Source organism: Nonomuraea harbinensis (genome assembly GCF_019396385.1).
Lineage (GTDB): Bacteria > Actinomycetota > Actinomycetes > Streptosporangiales > Streptosporangiaceae > Nonomuraea > Nonomuraea ferruginea.
Genome location: NZ_JAHKRN010000053.1, coordinates 1 through 21816, shown reverse-complemented (window position 1 = coordinate 21816; position 21816 = coordinate 1). Strand labels below are relative to the sequence as shown.

Annotated in this window: 17 protein-coding genes; 10 read left to right on the top strand and 7 right to left on the bottom strand. The window is 68.7% G+C overall.

From position 1 onward, the window contains the following. Positions 1-30 precede the first annotated feature (30 nt). Positions 31-3018 (top strand): DUF499 family protein, encoded by a 2988-nt coding sequence (locus KME79_RS36625; protein ID WP_219549959.1) that lies wholly within the window; start codon positions 31-33, stop codon positions 3016-3018. Between the two features lie 376 nt (positions 3019-3394). Here the strand turns inward: KME79_RS36625 and KME79_RS36620 are convergent, their stop codons facing one another. Further along, on the bottom strand, positions 3395-4357 hold the full coding sequence (locus KME79_RS36620) for a phosphotransferase enzyme family protein (RefSeq protein WP_219549957.1): 963 nt from the start codon (positions 4355-4357) through the stop codon (positions 3395-3397). Between the two features lie 285 nt (positions 4358-4642). Here KME79_RS36620 and KME79_RS36615 point away from each other — a divergent pair, with 285 nt between their 5' ends. Then, positions 4643-5698 carry a site-specific integrase gene (locus KME79_RS36615; RefSeq protein WP_308249184.1) on the top strand — a complete coding sequence of 352 codons (1056 nt, stop codon included), beginning with the start codon at positions 4643-4645 and terminating at the stop codon, positions 5696-5698. A 275-nt stretch (positions 5699-5973) separates the two neighbouring features. Here the strand turns inward: KME79_RS36615 and ribD are convergent, their stop codons facing one another. Next, positions 5974-6894 (bottom strand): bifunctional diaminohydroxyphosphoribosylaminopyrimidine deaminase/5-amino-6-(5-phosphoribosylamino)uracil reductase RibD, encoded by a 921-nt coding sequence (ribD, locus tag KME79_RS36610; RefSeq protein ID WP_219549955.1) that lies wholly within the window; start codon positions 6892-6894, stop codon positions 5974-5976. Next, positions 6894-8102, bottom strand: coding sequence for an NsdA family TPR-like regulatory protein (locus KME79_RS36605; RefSeq protein WP_219549953.1), 1209 nt, complete (start codon positions 8100-8102; stop codon positions 6894-6896). The genes ribD and KME79_RS36605 overlap by 1 nt, the downstream gene beginning before the upstream one ends. A gap of 214 nt (positions 8103-8316) precedes the next feature. Between KME79_RS36605 and KME79_RS36600 the strand changes: the two genes are divergently transcribed. The 8 genes from KME79_RS36600 to KME79_RS36565 all read left to right on the top strand — a co-directional run bounded on the left by KME79_RS36600 (position 8317) and on the right by KME79_RS36565 (position 16715). Beyond that, on the top strand, positions 8317-9243 hold the full coding sequence (locus KME79_RS36600; protein WP_308249183.1) for a thymidylate synthase: 927 nt from the start codon (positions 8317-8319) through the stop codon (positions 9241-9243). Positions 9244-9272: 29 nt separating this feature from the next. Continuing rightward, on the top strand, positions 9273-10955 hold the full coding sequence (locus tag KME79_RS36595) for a carbamoyltransferase family protein (protein ID WP_246641033.1): 1683 nt from the start codon (positions 9273-9275) through the stop codon (positions 10953-10955). Further along, on the top strand, positions 10952-12007 hold the full coding sequence (locus KME79_RS36590) for a glycosyltransferase family protein (protein WP_219549949.1): 1056 nt from the start codon (positions 10952-10954) through the stop codon (positions 12005-12007). Before KME79_RS36595 ends, KME79_RS36590 begins: the two co-directional genes overlap by 4 nt. A 63-nt stretch (positions 12008-12070) precedes the next feature. Continuing rightward, positions 12071-12583 carry a P-loop NTPase family protein gene (locus tag KME79_RS36585; RefSeq protein WP_219549947.1) on the top strand — a complete coding sequence of 171 codons (513 nt, stop codon included), beginning with the start codon at positions 12071-12073 and terminating at the stop codon, positions 12581-12583. A 31-nt stretch (positions 12584-12614) separates the two neighbouring features. Then, entirely contained in the window at positions 12615-13454 is an 840-nt protein-coding gene (locus KME79_RS36580) for a class I SAM-dependent methyltransferase (RefSeq protein WP_219549945.1), read from the top strand. Continuing rightward, positions 13451-14194, top strand: coding sequence for an aminoglycoside phosphotransferase family protein (locus KME79_RS36575; RefSeq protein WP_219549943.1), 744 nt, complete (start codon positions 13451-13453; stop codon positions 14192-14194). Before KME79_RS36580 ends, KME79_RS36575 begins: the two co-directional genes overlap by 4 nt. Next, on the top strand, positions 14191-14838 hold the full coding sequence (locus KME79_RS36570) for a histidine phosphatase family protein (RefSeq protein WP_219549941.1): 648 nt from the start codon (positions 14191-14193) through the stop codon (positions 14836-14838). The genes KME79_RS36575 and KME79_RS36570 overlap by 4 nt, the downstream gene beginning before the upstream one ends. Then, positions 14835-16715, top strand: coding sequence for an NAD-dependent epimerase/dehydratase family protein (locus tag KME79_RS36565; RefSeq protein ID WP_219549939.1), 1881 nt, complete (start codon positions 14835-14837; stop codon positions 16713-16715). The genes KME79_RS36570 and KME79_RS36565 overlap by 4 nt, the downstream gene beginning before the upstream one ends. A 103-nt stretch (positions 16716-16818) precedes the next feature. Here the strand turns inward: KME79_RS36565 and KME79_RS36560 are convergent, their stop codons facing one another. The 4 genes from KME79_RS36560 to KME79_RS36545 all read right to left on the bottom strand — a co-directional run bounded on the left by KME79_RS36560 (position 16819) and on the right by KME79_RS36545 (position 21129). Next, complete coding sequence (locus KME79_RS36560) at positions 16819-17565, bottom strand: hypothetical protein (RefSeq protein WP_219549937.1); 747 nt, start codon at positions 17563-17565, stop codon at positions 16819-16821. Positions 17566-17777: 212 nt separating this feature from the next. Next, positions 17778-19949, bottom strand: a complete 2172-nt coding sequence (locus KME79_RS36555; RefSeq protein WP_219549935.1) for an FtsK/SpoIIIE domain-containing protein — start codon at positions 19947-19949, stop codon at positions 17778-17780. After that, the gene (locus KME79_RS36550) at positions 19946-20245 is read right to left on the bottom strand and encodes a hypothetical protein (protein WP_219549933.1); all 300 of its coding nucleotides are present in this window, start codon (positions 20243-20245) and stop codon (positions 19946-19948) included. The genes KME79_RS36555 and KME79_RS36550 overlap by 4 nt, the downstream gene beginning before the upstream one ends. After that, entirely contained in the window at positions 20245-21129 is an 885-nt protein-coding gene (locus KME79_RS36545) for a DUF2637 domain-containing protein (RefSeq protein WP_219549931.1), read from the bottom strand. Before KME79_RS36545 ends, KME79_RS36550 begins: the two co-directional genes overlap by 1 nt. Between the last annotated feature and the right edge of the window lie 687 nt (positions 21130-21816).

Below are 21816 nucleotides of genomic sequence, written 5' to 3'. Positions count from 1 at the left end.
CCCCCATGCCTAGCAGCCCAGGAGGACACCGTGACGCCGTGGTGGAAGGCACTGAAGCTTCGCCAGGAGATTCTCAGCGCGTCCGGCCAGATCGACGACGTCCAGATGTCGCTCTTCCGCGCCGTCCATGGAACGGGAGCAGATCGTCCGCCGTACGCTGATGCCGCCTACTACGGGGAGATCACCCATCCCACTGAACGGCTCATCGACCTGCTCACCGAGATCGCGGTCCGCGTGGGTGGCGGAGACGACTATCTGAAGGCGCGGGCCGTCACCCGGCTCGACCAGGGCATGGGCGGCGGTAAATCTCACGCCTGCATCGGTGCCTTCCATTTGGCCGCCAACCCCGAGGCCCTGCTCGACACCGAACTCGGCCACAGGGTCGCGGATCGTGCGAAGGCGAAGATGGGGCGGCACCTGGCCGCCGACCTCGGGCGGCCTCACGTCGTTGTCTTGCCCTGTGACCACATGACCCCCGGAGCCGGCGTCCAGGAGATCGACGGACCGGCGCGCAGCCTCTATGAGCGGTTCCTCTGGCGGCTGTTCGCCAAGGACTATCCGCTCTACGAGAGCTACCTGCCGTACTGGAGCGATAAAAACAAGATCGCCGAGGCTATCCGCGCCGTGAACCGGCCCGTACTGATCATCGTCGATGAGGTACTCGACTACATCGGGAACGGGCTCGACGGCGCGAGCAAGCCCGAGCTCGCGGCGCAGGACATGGCGTTCCTACGGGCGCTGCTCGATGTCGTCAACGACGTGCCTCACGTCGCGATGCTCGTGGTGATGATCGCCTCCGACGCCGACAAGACGGCGCTGTCAAGGGCTGCCCAGGACCGCCGTGACGACCTGAACACCCTGCTGGAGCGCAACGGCATCCCGGCTACGGTCACGGAGGTGGGCGACTTCGCAGACATTCTGCGGCGGCGCCTGTTCGAGGCCGAGCCCAGCCCCGAGATCATCAACGCCACCGCCGCGCTTCATGAGCCCGTGCTGAGCGATAAGGCTTGGTCCAAGCACGTCTGGGACGCAGTCGGCGCGAGCTGGCGGCACCGGTGGAAGGCAGAGGTCGCCGCCTGCTATCCATTCCACCCCATGCTGATGAGCCTGGCGAAGGAGGAGTGGAGCAAGGTCACAGGATTCCAGCGAGTTCGCTCGACCATCCGAATTTTCGCTGCCACCGTATACGCGCAGCAGCAGCGCGGCATGTCAGGCGAGTGGGTACCGCCGCTCATCGGCCCAGGAGATCTGCCGCTGTCCGACAGCACGGTCAGGGAGGCCCTACTCGGCAGCGGCTTGGTAGAGGACGAACGCACCATCGCCAACTATAGAAGCCTGGCGGAGATCGAGGTCGTCAACCACGACAGCTCGGCTGGCACCGCCCGCCGACAGGATCTCGAGCGGACGGCTGTCCAATGGAGCGGAGCCAACCCGCGGGCGACCGAGCGCGCCGCCACCTTTATCTTCCTGGCCAGCATTGTCGGCACCCTCCGTCCTGGACGTGGACGGGGCGCCAGCGCACCGGAGGTCAAGGCAGCCACGAGCGTCCCAGATGCCAGCTACACGGTCACCGACGCCGACGCTGTGGTCGATGAGCTGGTCAACCCTGAACGGGGTATGAGCGCACTTGACATCATCCCCGGCCAGGGCAACAACAAGCCGGCCCGCTACTTCCTGTCCACCCGCCTGACCCACCGGATGCTCGTCAACAACATCCGGCGCACTATCACCCCGGCCGAGCGGGACCAGGTCATCGCCGAGTTCGCCAAGAAGCTGGCGAACACCGGACCGTTCCGCGATCTCACCTTTGTCCCTGCGGACCTCCAGCGAGAGCCAGCCGCCGTCCTAGCCACCAGCGGTCTGGACACCGCACACACTACGCGGCTAATCGTGCTGGACCCTGCGCAGTTCAGCCTGCGCAATGGCACGGAGCAGTCAACCATCGAGGCGCTGGCCATCGCGATGGGACTCGGGCAAGGAGCCCAGCAACTGCCCGTGCTGTGGGCCAGCAGCGCCGTGTTCGCGGTCGTGAACACCCAGCGTCGTGGTCTGGCGAGGGGCGTCGCAGTGGAATACCTGGCGAGGCTCAGGGCACTCGCAGCGCCCGAGGTCCAGAATGATGACGAGCTCAAGGCCACAGGGACTAAGGATCTCAATGACGCGCGGCAGCAGCTGGAGAAGTCCCTCAAGCGGGCCTACCAGCATGTCGTTTACCTGGCTCAGCCCGACCCCAACGGCGACCGGTACCTCGACCAGCTAACCTTCGACGAGGACAACTCCACCGCGTTGGACGGCACCAGCGTCTGGAAGGCGCTCGCCGACCGAGACAAGGTCTTCGACAAAGGTCAGTTCGGGGCCCGAGCCCTGCTGCACAACCTCCGGGACCAGGACTACGGAAAGACCCTCTCCGATATCCGGGCCGCGTTCTACAGCGCCCCTCGTCTACCGCTACTGTACGACGGCGACCGGGACCTCCAGCAGGCGATCTACGATGCCGTCAGCGGCGGGCTGGTAAGCATTGTCGACGGTGCCGGCACCGAGGTCGCCGTGACCGCGCCCAGCCAAGTCAACCTCGCCAGCACGGGCCTGAGGCTCGCCAAAGCCCAACCCAAATCGTGCCGGAAATGCGGCCGGCCTGCTCATGACGGCACGTGCTCGACGAGCGGGGACGGCACTACGGACGGCACGACTTCGGGGTCGGACTCGTCGACCGGGTCAGGGGAATCGGGGAGCAGCGGATCCGGGGCAGGCAACGCATCCGAATCGGGCAGCGGCGACACACCGACAAAGGCCAAGGACCAGCAGGTCGCGTTCTCCTTCAGCAGCAATCTACTGGCCAACAGCGATTCCGCCGATGGGTTCGCCGCACTGTTCCGAGCCTTCTACATGACGCTGGATGAACGCCAGATCAGCTACCTCCAGGGCACGATCCAGCTGGTGCTGCAAGCCGAGGCCGCGGAGCAACTCCGGGAACGGCTGGTGGAACTGGGGATTACTGCGACGTTCAAGGAGATCTGACAGCCCCGCCACCCCATCGAACGGGCGCACCTCGTTCGGTCTCACATCGTCGGACGTTGGGTGGTCCTCCATAGTTGACCTGAGGGCTACCCAGCCGATGCCGTGGGCCCAGGGTTTCCCGGACCAGCTGTTCGACTAAAAGGCTCGGTGTCTCGACTCACCGAATCTGATGCATGAGCATGGCGCCGACCTGGAGTGCATCAGTTTGCTGATCCACGGACAAGCCATGCGGCTCAGCGAAGCTGATGCACGCAGAAGATCAGGGTCAGCCGAGATAACAGGAATTCCGGCCGTGAGCGGATCTTGAACTCTCTGACCTGCGAAAATATCGGGGTACCGAGCCCCGTCGTGGGCTCGCGCCAGCCGTCCGTCAAAGTCACCCGTGCCCGCCGGCGGTCGCGAGTGACCGGAGCTTCCCGCCGTTGGCGTCGAGCCAGCGGGTCGTGTCCTCCAGCTTGCGGATCCGGTCGGCGACCTCGCAGAGCTGGGCCTTCCCGTTCAGCCAGCGACCCCCTCGCGACAGGGCGCTACCGACGGCCCGGGCGAGGAGCAACCGGGGCAGCGCGTCGGCCTCGGCGGCGTCCAGCGGGCGGACCGAGGCGTACCCCCGGAGGAAGGCCGCCGTGCGGAGCTGCCAGTCGCGCGTCTCCAAGGCCCCGCTGTAGAACAGCGCCGCCGTCACGTCCTGGACCAGGAAGCCGACCCCGGCAAACTCGAAGTCAAGCAGCCCGCTAACCTCCCCGGTGTCCTCGTCGACCAGCACGTTCGAGACCGCCAGGTCACCGTGGATAACCTGGGTCGGCAACGCGCCGCCGCCCGCAAGCCACTCCTGCCCGACGCGGCGCGCCACGGCGTCGAGACGGGCGACCTGCTCCGCGCTGATCCCAGCGGCGCGCAGCTCACGGCAAAGGCTGCCGACGTGCGGCACGGCAGGGTGCGCCAGAGGATTACCGCGCCACTCCCCCAGCCCCTCTACTGGCGGCACGCCTAGCATCGCCTCGCCGAGCAACCCGGCCGCCCGGCCGAAGCGCTCCAGTGCCGTCTGGCCCGTGAGGTCGGGTCGCACGCCGGGGATCCACCGGCAGACGGTCGCGGGCCCGGTCGCAGTCTCGATCACCGTGTCCCCGCTGAGCGCGGCGACTGGCTCAGGCACCTGGAAGGGAAGTCCGGCCTGCCGTACCCACCGCAAGAGCCGGTGCTCGGCGCCCACCTGCGCGGCGGACAGGGACTGGCTGACCTGCAGCACGAATCGAAGGTCCGCCTGGCGGAGCAAGAACGTCTGGTTGTTGGTCCCCTGCTCGGCTCGGATGATCGTCGTGCCCGCGGGGAAACCCCACACTGCAAGCAGCCGGGGCAGAAACTCGAGATCGGCGGGCGCGCTCACGCGCCAATTCTGGCGGCATGCCCAGACCGGCGCGCAACCGGTTATAGGCGCGCCCGCATCAGTTTCACTGAGCCGACATCAGACCTACTGAGTCACGACGTCAGCTTGACTGAGCCGCATCACCTGCACTGAGCAAGGACGCTCGGTCATCTCGGCAAATTCCTAACGATCAATTCTGGGTCGCGATAATATGCCTTATCGCGACCCAGAATCTTGATCACCTGAAGACGGGAGACGCCGGTGACGGAGCTGGCACGGCTGGATGACGACCCGACCGCCTCACTGCCGACTCCAGTGGGCGCGGCCGACCGGGAGCTGACCGACGCGGCGCGGGCGCGGGTGGCCGGAGGGTTCGCCGCCAACACGAGCCGGGCCTACCAGCGGGACTGGGAGGCCTTCACCGCATGGTGCGCCGCTCTCGGCCGCAGCCCACTGCCCGCCACCCCCGAGACGGTCACCGAGTACGTCACCCACCTGGCCGCCACCCCCACTCGCAAGGGCACCCTACCGGCGCCCTCCACCATCGAGCGGGCGCTGGCCTGCGTCCAGTCCCGGCACAAGAAGGCCGGGCTCCGACTCAACGCCGGGTTCGCCCGCCTTGCCCTGCGCGACTACCGCAAGGAGCGCGCCACGGCCGGGCAGCGCACCCGTAAGGCCCCGACCGCCGAGCTGACCGTGCTGCGCGCCTTGATCGACACCACCGACCCGGCCACCCTGGTCGGCCTGCGCGACCGCGTGGTCCTGGTGCTCGGCTTCGCCCTCATGGGCCGCCGCTCCGAACTGGCGACGCTGGACATGACCGACCTGACGTTCAGCGCCGATGGGCTGGAGGTGGCGATCCGCCGGTCCAAGACCGACCAGGACGCGATCGGCGAGATCGTGCCCCTGCCGTACGGCTCGCACCCGGCGACCTGCCCAGTACGGGTCGTGCAGGCGTGGCTGGCCGCGTTGGAGGAGCACGGCGTGGCTGAGGGGCCGCTGCTGCGTGCCATCGACCGGCACGGGCGGCTGTCCGGCACGCTGGGGGCGACCATGCGCGGCACCGGCCGGATGTCCGGCGACGGGCTCAACAAGATCGTACGACGCGCGGCGAAGCGGGCCGGTCTCAAGGACGCGGACACCTTCACCGCCCACTCACTGCGCGCCGGTGGGGCGACAGCCGCGGCCAAGGCGGGGGCCTCGGTGTCGGCCATCGCTCGGCACGGCCGCTGGTCGGAGAAGTCGCCGGTGGTGCACGGCTACATCCGGATAGCCGACAAATGGCGAGACAACCCCATGCGCGGGGTGGGGCTCTGAGACGGTCCGCGCTGTGGATGCCCCTCACCCCTCAACCGATCGGCGAAGGGCGTACCAGGAGTTTCGCGAGGCATTTACGCGCACGCGCGCTAGACCGAAAACTGGCCGATGTGCGAGTGGCCGGCGGAGATCGCCGTCGCCCGACCCAGCCACTGATCGGAGAAGTCACCGGTGAGCCACAGGCATATCGGGGCGGCCGACGAGTGGCGGGGACCAGCCGATGCGCGGCCTGGAGCCCTGGCACCGCCCAGGAGCGCCGCAGGTGATCGACCTGGCTAGGAGGATGGGGAGAGGTGATCTTGTCGCTCTCCGTCATTCCTGGCCGCGCTCACCTTGACGTAGCGGGGAACGCGGTCGATGCCCGTGAGGTAGAAGCCGTCTGGTATCAGTCCTTGCTCGCTGATCCCAGGGGAAGCCGATGGGCCGCGGTCGGGGAGATAGGCGACGACGTGGTCCACGAGTGCAGCGGCCAGGAAGGGCGCGGCCAAATCGGAGCCGCCGTCGAGGAGGAGACGGCGGACTCCCCCCGTGTGGAGCGTCTTCAGCAGGTCGCGGTGGCCGAGTCGTATGGGATCTTCCGGTAGGTGGATCATGCCGGGACCGTGGCTGCGGGGGATCGCTTCCTCAAGGTGTCCATCGGCGTACAGGACGGCATCGGCGGAAAGTAGCAGATCGCGAGAGGACGGGATGCGGTTGAAGGCGCTCATCCTCCCTTCGGCGGTCTCGGCATAGACCAACGTGACAATGGGGCGGTTGAGTGTGAGGGCGGTGCGCCATCCGCCGAGGACAAACATCGCCTCCTCGGCGAGCACGCCGGTCTCCACGCTCACGCCCGCCTTGCGCAGCTCAGCCACCCCGCCTTCGCCGCGGGAGGTGGGGTCGATGACGGCGATGACCACGCGGGCGATCCCGGCGTCGATGAGGAGTTGCCGGCAGGCGGGCGCGTGACCCACGTGGTTGCAGGGTTCCAGAGTGACCACGGCCGTTCCGCCCTTCGCCGCCGCCCCGGCGGCCAGCAGAGCGTTCCCCTCGGCGTGTGCTTCGCCCTTGCGGGCGTGGTAGCCCTCGCCGACAGGTTGGCCGGCGGCGTCCAGGATTACGCAGCCGACCGGCGGGTTGGGGCTGGTGGAGGCGAGACCGTGGGCCGACAGCGCGATGGCGCGCCGCATGGCCTGGAGTTCGAGGTGGGAGGCCATCAGCAGGCCACCGCCTCGGCCAGGGCCAGCCGGAAGGCGGCCACGGCGGGGAGGCGCCGATGGGCGGCCAGCGAGCGTTCGACTGAGGTCAGCACGTTGATGATTCTCACCGAGCCAGCGGCGCGGGCGATATTGAGCGCCTCGACGGCCGTCGTGGCTGCCTGTTCAGGGTCTCCCTGCCCAGCGTAGGCAGAGGCCAATCCCGCCAAGGCCATGCCGCGGTCCCGGCGATACACCGATGGCAGTGCAGGCAGCGCGTGCTCAAAGGTGGCGACCGCACGTTGTGGCTTCCTCAGCTCCAGCCAGCAGTGGGCACGTTGTACCTCGACGTAGGCGGGCGTGCAGAACGACCCGTGTCCGCTTCGGGCGTCGCCATCGTCATTGACCGGCGACGCGAGTTCGTGGGCCTCGTCCAGTAGCCGGTGGCAGGCCCGTTCCTCGCCGTCGAGGGCGTGGCCTTGGGCCTGCTGCTGCACGATCGCCGCGCGCATCGGTGCCGGCAGGTGGCCGGTCTGCCGAAGCGCGGAGGCGGCCAGGCCGAGCACGTCACCGGCCCGGCGTTTTCCCATGGCCTGCTGACTGCCGCGGAACATGGTCCACGCGATCATCTCGTCGTCGCCGATCTCATAGGCCCACATGGACGCGCGGTCGGTCCAGCGCCCGGCCTGCTCGACCTCTCCGGCGTCCTCGTACAGCCACGCCGCCGACTCGGCGTAGCGGGCCGCGAGGTTGAGGACCTGGACGCGATCGTGCCCACGAGCAGGCACCAGCAGATCCTCTAGGACGGCGATCTGCTCACAGACGGCCGAAACGGTATGGCGAGGGCCGAGCAGGTTGTCGCGTTGGACGAGTAGATGCCACTGCTCGCGCAGGTGGTCGAGGACGTCGCCGTACTGCTGTCTGCCAGGTGTCGAGACCGGTGCACGGCGCCGGAGCGACGTGGCCGGCTTCGGGGCTTCGCCGCCGAACAGCTCGGCCTCCGTCAGGTCGAGGGCCTTGCAGAGGAGCACCCGGTAGAGGGCGTTGGGCTGGTAGGCGCCCGCTTCCCAGAAGCGGATGTTCCGGCACAAGCTCGCGGTCTTGGGCAGCGGCAAGTCATCCCCGGCGGCCTGGCGCATCAGCCGGGCAAGGCCCTTGAGACTGAGCAACCGCTCCAGCCTGGCCTGGCGGAGCCCTATCGCCCACTCGGGCAACGCTTGATCGTTCATCCGTATGCACCTCGCCGCAGAAAGGGAGGGAAGGGGGGCGGAAAGCCTTCCTCGTGCTTCCCCTAGTCTCCCCTGCCGCTCGGGCGTCCCACCAGGCTGTGATGGTTCTGTGCCTGTCCGGCACCGGAGTCCGGTTCCGAGCAGACGGCGTCATCCGAGGACAGAACGATCGCCCGACGCCTGCTCGCTGAAGCAGGCCAGGAAGGTGACACCAGTGACCACCATTACCGGCGGCACGCTCAACGAGCTGTTCGCCAGCGCGGTGCGGCTGACCATCGACGGCGACAAGGTCAGCCCCCGCGGCATGGACACCCGCGAGCTGCTGGACGTGCGCCTGCTGCTTGAAGAGCCTCGCTCGCGGCTACTGCACGCTCCGCCTGGGCGCGTGCTGAACACCGCGTTCGCAGTCGCCGAGACCGTCTGGATCCTGTCGGGGTCCGACGCGCCATGGATCTATGAGTTCAACGGTCAGCTCCGGCAGTACGCCGAGGACGACGGCATCCTGCGAGGCGCCTACGGGCCGCGCATGCGCTGCTGGGACGGCTCGGTCGATCAGCTCGCCCTGGCGTTGTCCACCCTCCGGGGTGACCCGGATTCGAGACGGGCCGTCATCCAGCTCTACGACCCGGCCCGTGACGCCGGCGGGCATCGGGACGTGCCCTGCACACTGGGCTACCGTTTCCACCTCCGTCGCGGTCGCCTGCACATGGCGACCACCATGCGCAGCCAGGACCTGTGGACCGGCCTGCCCTACGACATCTTCGCGGCCACCACCCTGCACGAGCTGATGGCCGGCTGGCTGGGTGTCGAGCTGGGAGAGTACCACCACCACGTGGACTCGCTCCACGTGTACGAGCGCGACCTGGACAAGGCGGTCGCCGTCCTGGATGAGGCAGTCTCCTCGCCTGGCAAGCTGCCCTCCTTGGAGACGCCGTGGGAGGGGTTCGACGCCCTGCTGGCCGATGTCCGGTCCGGCCGGATGGTCGATCATCCCGGCTGGGACATCATGGCCGCCGTGCTGGCCAGCTACCAGCAGTGGAAACGCGGCCACCGCGACGCCGCCGTACGCAGCGCCGAGGGCGTCGGCGGCCTCCTCGGTGAGGCTCTGTGCGCCTGGTACGCCATTCTGAGGAGCCGGTGATCTCGATGCCTCCCCATATCGTCCTCGGTTTGTGCTCCTTCACGCACGACTCGGCCGCAGCCCTGCTCGTCGATGGTGAGCTGATCGGATTCGTCGAGGAGGAACGCCTGTCCGGGGTCAAGCACACCCGTGCCTACCCCGAGCGGGCGGTCGCCTGGCTGCTGTCCGAGGCGGGCATCAGCTCTGAGGAGGTGAACGCTGTCGCGTACAACTTCCACGGCCTCCACTACTTGAAGGTGGTTCCCACTGCCCTTGGCCTGGCTCTGGACCCTGCCACTCGTGAATTCGCGGGAAGGCGCGCGGCCAGCTTCACCAAGGTGGGATTTCGCACTCTTCGCCGCGTCCACGGGTTGAGGCGCCGCTTCCCCCGTGCTCGCATCCACCCGCTCCTCCACCACCGAACCCACCAGATGTACGCCTTCGCCGCCTCGGGTTGGGAGAGCGCGGCCGTCCTGGTCGTGGACAGCCTCGGTGAGGCCCAGACCACCACCATCGCGCTCGGACGTCAGCTCCAGCCCGGCCAACCGGCCTTGCGCTCCCTCTACGAGCTGACCGACCCGGCCTCGCTCGGCTACGCCTACGGCGCCGTCACCGAGCACCTGGGCTGGCGCCGGGGCGACGAGGAGGGCACCGTGATGGCGCTGGCCGCGCTGGGCGATCCGGCCCGCTTCCGAGACCTCTTCGCCGACGCCATCCCCATCACGCCGACTGGTTTCTCCCTGCACCCGGCCTACTTCGCGCCCCGGGTGCTGTCGTCGTCCTTCACCCGGCTGACACCCCGCTTCGCTGCCGAGACCTGTTCACGCCGCGCCGGGGACGCCCCGATCGGCCAAGTCCATCGGGACCTGGCCGCCGCGCTCCAGGAGCGGACCGAGCAGGTGATGCTGCATCTGGCTGGCCTGGCCAGGACACGTACCGGGATGAAGCGGTTGTGCCTCGGCGGTGGAGTCGCCACCAACTGCGTGTCCGTCGGCAAGATCGTGGAGTCGGGTCTCTTCGCGGAGGTGTTCGTGCCTCCCGCTCCGGGCGACGCGGGTACGGCGATCGGCGCAGCCGCCGCCGTCCACCTGGAGAGCGGGACAAGCCCTCTGGCCGGCGTCGCGGGCACGTCCTACCTCGGCCCCGCCTTTCCCGGCCAGATGCCAGAGGTCACAGGGCTCACGGAGCACCAGATCGACGGCGACGTCGCCGCGTTCCTGGCGGAGCGGCTGGCTGACGGTCAGATCGTCGGCCTGTTCCGGGGCCGGGTAGAGGCCGGGCCTCGCGCGCTCGGGAACCGGTCGATCCTTGCCTCTCCGCTGATCCCGGACGTGGTCGCGCGGCTGAACGACACCGTGAAGTTCCGCGAGCCCTTCCGCCCGTTCGCGCCCATGGTCACGACCGAGCACGCCGCCGACTACTTCACCCTCGGCCAGGAGTCGCCGTTCATGTCGATGGCGTCGGGCGTGACCGAGCTGGCCCGTCAGCGGATTCCCGCAGTCGTACACGCCAACGGCACCACACGCGTCCAGACCATCACAAAGGACGGCAACCCCTTCATGCACGCCGTACTGACCGCCTTCGCCGGCCGGACCGGCATCCCCGTCCTGATCAACACCTCGCTCAACGTCAAGGGCAAGCCCATCTGCGGCACACCAGTCATGGCGCTCAAGTGCCTGGCGGGCACCGGCCTGGACGCCCTGCTCCTGGAAGGCAGGTGGATCACCAGATGAGGATCGGCTACAGCTTCTGGGGTTTCCTGGGACCCGGCATCACCGACACTCCGGACGGCGGGCGCAGCCATCGACGTCCCTTCATCGACGCCATCCGCGCCGCCGGCCACGAGGTGGTCTTCCTCCAACGAAACCGTGACCTGGCCGAGGCCGGCGACCACATCGCCGACCGGTACGCGTTCGATGCCGACCTGCCTGAGATCGACGTTCTCTTCGCCGAATGGCGCTGGCCCATTCCCGGCCGCAACACGACCGCCTGCGACGCCCCTGGGCACACCTGCGATCTCCATCGCCAAGGCGAACTGCTCGACCACTACACGTACGCTCGCAGCACGCCCACGATCATCTGGGACAAGGACCGGAAGCTCCCGCTGGAACACCCCCTACGCCGCCGCCACGGCGTGGTGGTCTGCGAGGCCGCACTGCTTCCCTCCGTCGGGTCTCGCCCGCTGCTGTTCCCTCTGGACGACGTCCTCCTGGACGAGGCCGACCCGCCGGTGCTCGCCGCACAGTCGCGTCCCCTTCCGTTGACCTACATCGGCAACCAGTACGACCGCGACCAGGCGTTCGACCACTACTTCGCCCCGGCCGCCGCCCGCCTACCCCACCAGGTGGCCGGTAAGTGGCCCACCATCGGCCGCTGGCCCAAGGTGACCTTCCTCGGGAGGGTCCCCTTCAACGAAGTGGGCCGGATGTACGGCGAGAGCCTGGCGACGGTCCTGCTGCTCCCGGAGCGGTACGCGGCCGCGGGCCAAGTGACGCAGCGCATCTTCGAGGCGGTCCTGGCCGGGTGCCTGCCCCTGGCGCCGTCCGACATCGCCTGCATCCGCCGGTTCGTGCCGGAGGAGCTGATCGTCAACGACGGGCGTGAGGTGCTCGCCGCAGTGCAGCGGCTGCTGTCCATCGGCGGCACCGCCGCCCACGCCGAGCTGATCTCAGCGTGTCTGGCCAAGCTGGACATGTTCCGACTCAGCCATCAACTCCGGACGGTGGAGACCATCTTGGCCGCCTTCGACGTCCTACGCCCTCACACCGCCTGGAGGCGCCGATGAACGCGGCCCCGCATCACACCGTTACCGCTTTGACCAGCCCCGTTTCTACTATCGTGGAGCACCATGCAGATGAACCGGGTGGCCATCGTCGGGTCCGGCGGAAGCGGCAAATCCCACGTGGCCCGCGAACTCGGCCGTCTGCTCAACGCACCGGTCACACACCTCGACTCGGTCTACTACGACGACGAATGGAACCCGCTGCCGCCGGAGAAGTTCGAGGCGGCCCAGCGGGAGCTGATCACGGCATCGCGCTGGGTGATCGACGGCAACTACAACTCCTCGCTGCACGTCCGGCTGGAAGCGTGCGACACCGTGGTGATGATGGACGTGCCCACCTGGGCCGCCCTGTGGGGCATCTTTTCCCGCCAGCTCCGGCACGGCGCCGGCCAGCACACCTCCGGCGTCTACAACCGCATCCACTGGGGCGTGATCACCTACGTGGCCACCTACCGGCGGCGCATGCGGCCCAAGGTGTTGGCGAAGATCCACGAACTCGCCGCGGGCAAGCAGGTGGTGTTCCTGACCAGCCGCGCCAAGACGCGCCGCTGGTTGGAGCAGGTGGCCGCCGGCCGCTGACCTGCCGTAACGGCGTGGACGGGTGGCGCTCATGACGTCGCCCGGAAACATCTTCACGCACCCGGACACCGTATCGGGCCTGTACGAGGAGGAGTCACGCCTGGCGGCTCGTACCTCGGCCTTGCACCAGGCGAAGATCCAGGGACGGGCGGTCGCCGAGGTCATCGCCGACCTGGCCGCGGATCATCTGGCCGAGCCTTGGCAGGCGATCGTTGCGGACCTGGGCTGTGGCCGCGGCACTAGTAGCCGGACTCTGGCCGAGCGCCTTCGGCCGCGTCGTCTGTTGGCCATCGACACCTCGCAGGCGATGCTTGCTGCGGCGCGTGCCCGGGTCGCGGACTATTCGACCAAAGTCACCTACATCCGTGCCGACTTCCACCGCCTGCCCCTCGGAGACGCTACCTGCGCGGTGGTGGTGGCCGCGTTCTGCCTCTACCACTCCCCCGACCCGCGCCCTGTCATCGCCGAGATCGCCCGTGTTCTCGTCGAGGGCGGCATCGCCGTCTTGGTCACCAAATCGGCCGACAGCTACCAGGCCCTCGATCACCTGGTCGCCACCGCAGGCATAGACGTCGGTGCGACCCGACGGCCGAGCCTGTACGGGACCGCGCACAGCGGCAACTTGGTGGCTCTCACAGCGCCGATCCTTCCGATCGTGCACGTGGAACACGAGGAACATCGATTCGCCTTCGCTGGGCTGGACCACGTCGCCGCCTACCTCGCCACCACGCCCAAGTACGAGCTGCCGCCCGTCATGGCCACCGACCCGGATGCGATCGCCACGGCACTCCGCTCCCGGGTGATCGACGGCCCGGTCGCGGCTACCTCCACCATCACGTACGTGGTCGCCAGGCGAGGTGACGCGCCATGACTTTCAGCAAGCCGTACGCCACCCGGGAAGCCCTCGAACAGACCATCGCCCACCACGCATGGCTCAGCGAACACGGCGGCCCGCTGCGGCTTCCCGGCATCGTGGCCGTTCGCGCGAACGGCATCGACTTCACCTCGGTCGAAGGCCGCCACGCCCGCTCCACCGACGCCCCAGCCGTGGCCACCGTCCTCGGCCGTGCCCACGCCGCCGCGTGGAAGAGCGATCTCCATCGTGCGCTCCTCACCACTGCACACCCCTTGGCCGGTGGCCGCGAGCTGCCCGACTTCATCTCGCCACGCATCGCAGCGCTGCGAAGGCACGGCGACGCCGGGTTCTTCAACGCCCACCAGGTCGCCGCCGCCCAATCGCTCCTCGCCGCCAACCCGGCCATTCCGGTCGCCTTTTACAAGGACACCAACCCGCGCAACGTCCTCATCACCGCCGACGGGCCCGTCATGGTGGATTTCGACGACCTCACCTTGGCGCCGTTCGGCTATGACCTGGCCAAGCTGCTGGTCACTCTGGCCATGACCTATGGTCCGCTCCCGCCCGGGACCTTCACGACGGCCCTGGCCCGCTACAACAAGCCGCTCCTCGACGCCGATCTACCCGCAATCCCCATTGGCCAGTTACTCGACCACGCCGAGCTGCATCACCTGCTCACCTTGCCCTACCTCGGCAAGGGCGGTTACCGGCATCCGTGGCCGACCGTCCGCCCCCGACCGGAGGACCTGACGTGATCTCCACTGAACTCATCCTCACCCGCCACGGCGAGGCGCACTGCAACGTGGACGGCGTCGTCGGCGGCCCCCGCACCTGCACCGGCCTGACCGACCTCGGCCGGCAGCAAATGGCCCTGACCGCTGCCCGTCTCCTCGCCCAACATGAGGCCGAACCGTTCACCCACGTGTACGCCGGACCCCGCCGACGGCTCCGCGAAAGCGGTCTCATCCTGGCCGATGCCCTCGACCTACCGCTGCTCATCAGTAACCCGCTGGACGGCCCCGTCCACGGCGAGGCCGACGGCAAGCCCTGGCACGAGGTCAAGACCGCCTTCCGCGGCGGCCCGCACGCCCACCCCGATCAGCCCTGGGCACCGGGCTCCGACACTTGGAACGGATACCTCAAGATGGCCAGCGCGGTGCTCGCCGACCTCATCCGGCACCACGAAGGCGATCGCGTCCTGTTCGCCGCTCACGGCGAAACCGTGCTCGCCGCGCACACCCTCCTGCTCGACCTCCGCCCCGGCCTGATGACCGGCTTCACCATCGACCACGCCTCGATCACCCACTGGCAACTCCACCGCAACCGGTTCGGCGACGAGCGATGGATGCTGCTACGCCACAACGACACCGCCCACCTGACCACGATGGCCACTTCATGAGCGGCACCGACCCCGACCTGCTGGCCGTGGCCTGCCGGCACCTGGGGCCCGTCACGCCGCTTCCGCGCCTCGACCTGCCCCCGCACCTCCAGGTCCTCACCGCGGCGGACGGGCAGCGCTACATCCTCAAGCACCACCAGACGCCCGACCGGTTTCACGCCGAAGTCCACGCCTATTCCACCTGGGTCCCGGTCCTGAAGGAACACGCCCCGTCCCTCATCCATACCGACCCCGAAACCCTCTCGCTGCTACTGACCGCCATCCCCGGGCAACGCGCCACGCAGCTCCCCGAGGACTCCGACGCGGAACGGCTTACGCACCGCCACGCGGGGCACGTCCTGCGACTGCTCCATCAAGCCCCGCCCGGCCAGCACACCACGATCGACGTACCTGCCTACCTCGCTGAGCGCATGCGCTGGTGGGCCGCCCGCGCGCACCTGGCGGCCCTCATCACCTCCTCGGACTTGCAGATCTTGTATTCCTGGGCGGACGAGATGGCCGCAGAGACGCTCGAGACCACGGTGTGCCACCTGGACTACCAGCCACGCAATTGGATCGTCGGAGACGTGGGGCAGGTCGGCGTCGTCGACTTCGAGCACACCCGCCTCGACGCCCGCATCCGCGACTTCGCCCGCCTCGAACACCGCTACTGGCGTCGGGCGCCGCACCTCTGCGCGGCCTTCTTCGACGGCTACGGCCGCCCACTCAATTTCGCCGAACAGCAGCTCCTGGAGCGCTTCCGCCTCCTGGAGGCGGTGACCGCACTGGTGCGAGGCCACGAAGCGAACAACGCGGAACTCCTGACCCACGGCCGCACACTCATCGCCAGCATCCACCAACCACCTCAGAGGACCCCTATGCCCACGCCAGCCGCCGCCCATGGACCCCGCGAGTCACTTCCCCGGCGAGCCGTCGTCACCGGTGCGGCCGGTTTCATCGGCTCCCACCTGTGCCAGGCATTGCTAGCGCGAGGCGTGACCGTGATCGGTGTGGACCGCCGCGATCCCAGCAAGCACCTCAGCGCCGCCCACAACCTGGCCGACATCCGTACTCACCCAGGCTTCGTTTTCGCCACCGGCGACCTGCGCACCTGTGCCATCGAACCCCTGCTGCTCGACGCCGACGTCGTCTTCCATCTGGCCGGCGTCCCAGGCGTCCAACCCTCATGGGGAGCCGACTTCGACGACTACGTCGCCTCCAACATCTCGGCCACCCAGCGGCTCATGCACGCGGTGACGAGGCTGCGCATCCCGCGCCTCGTCGTTGCGTCCTCCTCCAGCGTCTACGGCGCCCCCGACGGCGACCGCCCCAGCGTCGAAACCGATCACCCGCGCCCCGCCTCCCCGTACGCGGTGACCAAGCTCGCGGAGGAACAGCTCTGCCTCGCCCACGCGGCCCGATCGGACTGCGACACCACCGTGGTGGCCTTGCGGTACTTCACCATCTACGGCCCGCGCCAGAGGGAGGACATGTTCGTCCAGCGCCTCCTGACCGCAGCCTCAACCGGTCTGACCCTCCAGATCTACGGGGACGGCAAGCAGCGCCGCGACTTCACCTACATTCACGACGCCATCAACGCGACCATCGCGGCAGGCACCGTCTACCTGCCCAACAGCGTGATCAACGTCGGGGCCGGCCGCACCATCAGTCTCAACGACGTCGTAGAACGAGCCCACCAGCTCACCGGCCAGCCCATCAACGTCCGATCCACCAGCGCACGGAGCGGGGATGTCTCTGTCACCTGCGCCGACGTGACCTCAGCGCGTCGGCTGCTCGGCTGGGCCCCGACCACCGACTTGGTCACCGGCATGGCCACGCAGCTCGACTGGATGGCCTCCAGCCGAAGCCCTTCCCCCGTCGCGGCGGAGGCCGTCTGACGGCACCAGAAGCCACGGCGCGGGCAGACCGGCCCACGATCACACTCAGGCTGCCCGCGCCGTCCACATGCAGAGGACCGCCGATATCCGGAGTGATCAGCGGTCAGGACACATCGGGTAGCCAGGGCGGGAGCGGCGGAGCTGGTTCGCTCTGAGACTGGTCCTGGTGGTACTTGCACGGGCCACCGCCAGTGGGCACGGTGCACGCGCTGCCCTTTCTCGTCAGGCGACCGCATTGCACGGCGGGATCATGGACATGGCACAGTCCTGACGGCCGAGCGTCGATGGGGCAGGGCTCGCCCTTCTTGGTGGTGGCTCGGCATCGCGGCCTCGTCGGCGCATGCTGTGGGGGCTGCTCGGTGGCCGGGGCGGGCGGTGCGCTTGGCTGCGGATGCTGGTCAACGGTGCGTGAGTACAGCCGCCGTCGGGTGGGACCTACAGCGCGGCATGTGGTCACGAAGACGACTAAGGCCACCGGTTCCGGCACGGTCCCGGACGGCGGCTCTCCCCAGCGCACCCACACAGGGACCACGCCGGAGTCGGCCTCGACCAGGAGCTTACGGGCGGACCACGGTTTTTCGCTCTGGTCGATCTCGATGGCGATCGGCGGGCCGTCGAGCCGTTCGCACACCACGTCCAGATAACCGGACCGATCCGGATGGGCGCCGGGAAGTTCGGCCAGGCTGGGCACCTCTCGCCGGACCCGCCAGCCGTGGGCGACGCCCCAGGCGACCACCGCGCGGGTGAGTTCGGCCGTCACCCGGGCTGCCGACCAATCAGTGAACGTCAGCGGCGCCAGCCAGCGGGCCAGAGACTGACCCGCGCGCTGCGCGCGAACCTCCAACTTCACGCTGCTGTGTTTCCCTGCCGCCCGCGTCCAGACCCCTGTGGACAGGTAGTTGTCGCCTATCCGAGGCGACGTCCCTAGCGGGTGGAGCCGCGAGGTCTAGCGGCTTGGCTAGCGGTGCAGCCTCGTTCTGAGCTGGGATCTAGCGTTCTAGCGGCCCCATGCGAATGCCCCTGGAAGCGGCTCCAGAGGCATTCGATGAGGTGATCGGCGTGCTAGGGCTGAATCTTCCGCTTGCCGTGCGCGTCGGCGATGTCGGACCGGGTGAAGCCCTTGCGGTTGCGGCCCTTACCGGCGGCGTCGCGACCCCAGGTGTCCTCCGTGCGGACCCCGTACTCCTTGAGGCGGGCGGTCAGTGTGGCGGTCTTGGCGTCGTCCTCCAGGTGTGCCCATTGGCCGTAGGCGTCCGGCCGGAACTCGGCCAGCCGGTCCACGACCGTGCTGTTCCAGACCTTGTCCTCCTTGGCCGTGGTGACGGTCAGGATGTCGGCCAGCAGGTCGTAGGAGACTCTCTGGGGCCCTTCCTGGCCGATCGCCTGCCCGGACAGCGTTCCCGCCTGCTGGCGGAGGTGGAGGGCTCGCTCGGCGATCAGCTCGGAGGTGGGGCCGTCCAGATAGGCGGAGCGGACGATCAGCGGGTCCTCGGCGATGCCGACGGCCCAGGAGATGCCCTTGTCGTTGAGGGTGAACATGGTGGCCTTGACGCCGGCCTGGTGCATGCCGGTGCCGAGGATCATGTCGTTCTCCTGCCAGCCCATCACCCGCAGGCAGATCCGGATGCCCGCGTTCGCCGAGATGGCCTTGGGCAGGCTGTCTTTGTCTGGGCGCTGGGTGGCCAGGATGAGGATGATGCCGAGGGCGGGGCCGCGCTTGATGATGGCGGTGGCGTACTTGGCGGCCTCCTCGCCGTACTCGTCGTCGGCAAACAGCTCCTGGCACTCGTCGATCGCGACCACCATTGGGTGCAAGCCGAGGTCGCGCCAGGCCGCCAGTTCGGGCGTGACCTTGAACTCGGGCGCCTGGTGGCGGGGCAGACCGTCGATCACCTCCGCGCGGCGGTCCAGCTCGGCGTACACCTCGGCCAGTGAGGCGACGCAGGCGGCCTTGGCGGAGTCGGTGGCGCCCTTGGCGTAGTGGTGGGCCACCTTCTCCAGCGCCGACAGGTCGCCGGTGCCCTTGAGCTCGAACAGCCGCAGCTCGGCCAGCGGGTCGAGGGCGCAGGCCAGGAGCAGTACCCGCAGCGCGAAGGTCTTGCCGTAGCGCGGCATCGAGCCGATGAGCACGTTGGCGAACATGAGCAGGATCGAGATCGGCCGGCCGCGCTGATCATTGCCGTACGGGACCGGCTCGAACAGACTGACCTGGCCCGACTTGGCCAGCGGCCAGGCGGGCTGCCGAGCCTTACGCATCTCCTGATCGCCCACCCACAGCACCAGCCGGCCGGGGTGCTCCTCCGAGACCGGCTCGGGCCAAACGCACCCGAGGGCGCGGCGCAGGCCGGAGGCGAGCTTGTCGCGTTTCTCCAGCACCTCCGCCACGGTCACGCCGAGCGGGAGATCGACCTCGGCCCGCCAGCCCGGACCATCGCGCATGATCGGGGCCGGGAAGGTGATGCCGCGCCCGTTCTTGCCGAGCGCCTGGTTGATGGCTGAGATGCCGAGCGAGCCGAGCGCGTCCAGCACCTGGTCACTGGTCAGCTTGCGCACCCGGTTGGGGACGACCGCCCGGTCCAGCAGCGGCTGGTCGGCGGGCGTTCCGAGCACCCCGGCCCCGGCGATGAGCACGCCGAGGATCGCCCAGTGAACCCAGGTGGGCGCGGCCACGGCGGCGAAGATGCCGATCAGGACCGCTGTGATCGCGCCGACGAGGAGTGTCCACAGGCGCGCCTTGACCCGGTCGTCACGCTGCCGCGACAGGGCCAGGTACTCCGCCGCCTCCTCCTTCGTGGCCGCCGCCCGCCGCACCGGGCGGCCTTCCAGGTCGAACAGCCACCGCACCAGCGCCACCAGCAGCCGCCAGGCGCCGGCCGGGGAACGCCCCGCGAGCTTGGCGGCGTACTTCGGGGCACGCAGCGCGTGGTAGGCCAGCACGTAGCCGGTGTGCTTGGCCTGCCACTTGAGCACCTGCAAGGCGTCCGCCCGCGACCGCAGCCACAACGGGACCAGCGGCTGCCGCTCCTGGCGGCGCGCGGCCAACTCGGCGAGCAGGTCCGTTGGTTCGGGCCGGTGAGCCTGATCGACGAGCACCACAGTGCCCTCAAGGACGCCGTCGCTCTCCTCTGGGGCCTCCCGGACGGCCTTCTCAGGCATGGCCTCGGCGGCGGCGTGCACGTCCTCGTCCTGGAGAGCGATCACCATGCCCTCGCGCATCTCCTCCGTGGCAGTCATGCCCGCACCTCCGTCCGTGTGACCAGCGAGCCGAGGATCTCGGTGTGTACGGCGAGCGCCTCGACGACGACCCGTGTCCCGGCGACCGCGTGCCCGGCCAAGCGGCACAGATCGGCCAGGATGAGCAGCACGACCACCACGAAGACACGCACCGCCGTGAAGACGGTGCGCCCCCATCCGGCGCGCCGCATGGCCGCCCACATCTGCCTGGCACTTCGGGCGTCCGCGTCCGCCTCCCGGGTGGCGCACAGCAGGAACACGAACACGCCCATGGCGGGAATCAGGAAGCTCGTCATCACGCCGCCTCCGCCTGGCTCGTGCCGGTCGGCTGCACGCCGCTCAGCGATGGCGGCGCGGCATCGGGGCCGGGTGCCTCGGTCGCCTTGGCTTCGGCGGCCTGCGCACGCTCCTTGTCCACCTCGGCGATGATGTCCTCGGCCTCGCGCTGCTCCAGCCCCCACCGGTTCATCAGGGGGCGGCGGCCGATGCGCTGCTTGCCCTCGCTGAGGCTGTCGAGGTAGGCCAGCCGCGCTGCCTCGTACCGGTCGGTGGGCAGGACCGGCACCTCGCGCTCCACCTCGACGAGGGTCTCGATCGGCTGGCACACGTGCTCCTCCGCCGGGCCCTCGACCGGCCGGCGGGTGTTGCGGACGATCCACATCAGCAGCTCGTACGCACCCGCGAACGCCAGCGGCGCCAGGGCACTGACCAGGCGCGATCCCAGACCGCCGGACCAGCCGTGCGCCACGTTCGCCGCTAGGGTCACCGCGCCTCCCAGGGCGAGCGCGACCCATGCCAGCACCGGCACACGGATCTGGCGGCGCGAGCAGTAGACCATCACCAGCGACGCCATGACGATCACGCCGTCGGACATCGCCGGGTAGAGGATGGCCATGTCGTGCCGCTCCCCGAGGGCGATGGCCAGGCCGTAGAAGTGGTGGTACGAGACATAGGCCGCCGCGCCGGCGACGGCCAGCAGGACGGACACCGCGAAGCCGAGGATGACCCGATCGCCGAGTCGGCCTGCGCCAGTGGCTACGGGCACCTCAGCGACCGGCACGGCGCTCTCACGGCGGTGGCGGAAGGGGTTGGTGAAAAGCCGCCGTAGGCCGTGCGGCAGAGCCGGGTCGACGGTCTTCACTTCTTCGATGACGGTGGGTGTGGAAGGGTGGTGGCTCATGGCCTGGCTCCTGTTTTGGTCAGGTTGCTGGGTCACAGGTCGGGGTTCGGTGTTGGAGTCACCGGGCCTCGGCCGCTTGCTACTCGGTCGTGAGTCAGTGGGCATCCACTCGGGCATGCGCTCGGCCGTTTTCGGACTTTTTGGGCCGCCCTGCGCGCGGGCGCGTGCGAGCCGCCGACCGTGGCGACTGACGACGACGCGAAGGAGTAACAGAGATCGCCAGGGCCGCCGTAGAGCCTCGCGAGGCTCCGATAGCGGATGGGCGGCAGCATGAGGCGATCATGGCTTCCGAAGCCGCCTGCGCGTCCCTCAGCGCCCCACAGCAAGCGTCGGGAGTCACCGTCGAGATGACGGGATTCTCCTGATGGGCGCGGGGTTTCGGTGAAGCAATCGCTGTAGCAACCGCTGTAGCAATCGACCGAAGTTCGCTATAGTCCGCCGAGGTTCGTCCTACGCCTTTACCAGGCGAAACGAGCCTCCATAGACCTTCACAAACCTCCCGCCCGAGACTACGGATCAGAAGGTTAGGGGTTCGAGTCCTCTCGGCCGCGCACCTGGTACCCGGGTTCGACGTAATTCGCGGGTCCTGGAGGTCCTGCAGAGCTGAAACTGCAGGTCATCCAGCCGTGAGAGATGCAGACACCCGAAAGCCCCTAGAGACGCGATTTCAGAGATTCACCTACATCC